At 60.2% G+C, this 1,492-nt stretch carries 3 protein-coding genes; all 3 read right to left on the bottom strand.

Annotated features, from left to right (window positions below; all coding sequences use genetic code 11):
- Positions 1–478, bottom strand: a 478-nt coding sequence (locus J7396_RS22285; RefSeq protein WP_209262172.1) for a phage minor tail protein L, incomplete at its 3' end; no start/stop codon positions are given.
- Positions 475–1,284 carry an alanine-zipper protein gene (locus J7396_RS22280; RefSeq protein WP_209262171.1) on the bottom strand — a complete coding sequence of 270 codons (810 nt, stop codon included), beginning with the start codon at positions 1,282–1,284 and terminating at the stop codon, positions 475–477. The genes J7396_RS22280 and J7396_RS22285, both read right to left, overlap by 4 nt.
- Positions 1,285–1,293: 9 nt before the next feature.
- Positions 1,294–1,492, bottom strand: a 199-nt coding sequence (locus J7396_RS22275) for a phage tail protein (RefSeq protein WP_209262170.1), incomplete at its 5' end; no start/stop codon positions are given.

Genomic DNA, 1,492 nt, shown 5'->3' with positions numbered 1-1,492 from the left:
GCCGGCCCGGCAACTGCTCGCCATTGAGATCTGCTGCGGTGGCCAGCTCGAACTCCACCTGCGTGTGGTCTTCGCTGACCTTGCGCTCGATGAACCAGATCTCGTCAGGGAAGTGCTCTTCCGGATCCGCAGTTGGGTTACCGCCCGCGAAGTTGACGGGATCGAGGTATTTGGCCAGCGTCTGCCGGCGGATGACGCGTGAGCCGACCAGGTCATCGAACAGCAGGCACAGCGCGGTGATGGTGCCGTCGATGTTGCCGACGCGCAGGCGCGGGTTCGGTGGCTGGTCGCTGGTGCGCTCGAAGCCGGTGGCCTCGACAGGCCAGGGGTCATACACCTGGCCCTGCCAAACGATTGGGTTGGCCTGCAGGTGCGAATGGAACAGCAGCGAGTCGGCACCCAGCGAGGTCGCATCCAGTTCGAACACTGTCACTCGAGCGCCTGGCTCAAGCGTCTGAATGTCGGCGAGTAGGGTCATGCAAGTGACTTCAGTGCGGCAACCTGTGCCAACAGCTCATCCAAACGCTGTTCCAGTTGACTAATACGCCTGCTTTTTTGCTGGTGGGCCCGCACGGTCAGCGCAACAATCTGCGCGAGGTCATAGTTCATGGGCGTGGTAACCGCTTCTGCTGGCGCCCCATCCTCGCCCACGAGCTCAACGACTGTTTCGCCATCGGTCACGTCGGGCTTCACGTCGTGCACATTCTCGGCGAGCAATCCGACGAACTGCTTATCAATCGCAGCATATTCGGGCTTTAGCCGGTAGCTGATGACAACCAAGCGATCTAACTCCGCCGAAGCGTCCCCAGCGTAGCCTTCGATGTAGTCCTTCACGTCGGCAGAGGAGGTTGGGTTAAACGAAGTGGCCGTAACCACGCCCGCGGAGCTGATCGAGGCGGGAACCGAGGACCCTTGATAGACCCAGAAATAAGAGCCATTGTTCACCCAGTTGTACCAAGTGAGGCTGTTGTTGGACTGATCGTCAATACGGATGCGACCACCAGTGCCGCTGAATCGAATTTCTCCATTTACGGTACCGCCAGTGCGTGGCAAGGCGGCGTCGGCCTTTGACTGAGCGCTAGCGGCCGCAGTCTGAGCGGCGCTAGCCGTAGATTTGGCGGCATCTGCAGACGTTTTTGCCTCTGCCGCCGCTGTCTTTGCGGCATCTACTCCCGTATACAGCTCAGCGAAGTTTCCGTTTACCTTCTCGAAAGCGGTTCGTGGCGGATCTCCGCGCCCACCGTCTGACTGGGGAGTATCGAGATCAATGACCTGACGCGCCATGTGCGTTCCTTACGGCTGAAAGTGTTGTTCGAAGGTCGCGGTGAGGGTGTAGTTGCCCGCGCCGTGCGCCACCGGGTTGTAGGTGGTGCACTGGTAGTAGCCCTGCACCGAAAGCGGAGGGGTCCATAGAAACGACCGACCGGCATGCGCATCGAGGAAGGCGATGATCTGCGTGATCAGCTCCTCCTTGCCGACGCGCGAGATGTTC

The sequence above is a fragment of the Xanthomonas sp. A1809 genome, assembly GCF_017746015.1.
GTDB lineage: Bacteria > Pseudomonadota > Gammaproteobacteria > Xanthomonadales > Xanthomonadaceae > Xanthomonas > Xanthomonas euvesicatoria.
The sequence above is the reverse complement of the archived record's forward strand: the minus strand, read 5'-3'. Positions and strand labels throughout refer to the sequence as shown.

Excerpts from the sequence above, each read along its gene's own strand:
- J7396_RS22280 (WP_209262171.1), bottom strand. The coding sequence starts at position 1,284 with ATGGCGCGTCAGGTCATTGATCTCGATACTCCCCAGTCAGACGGTGGG.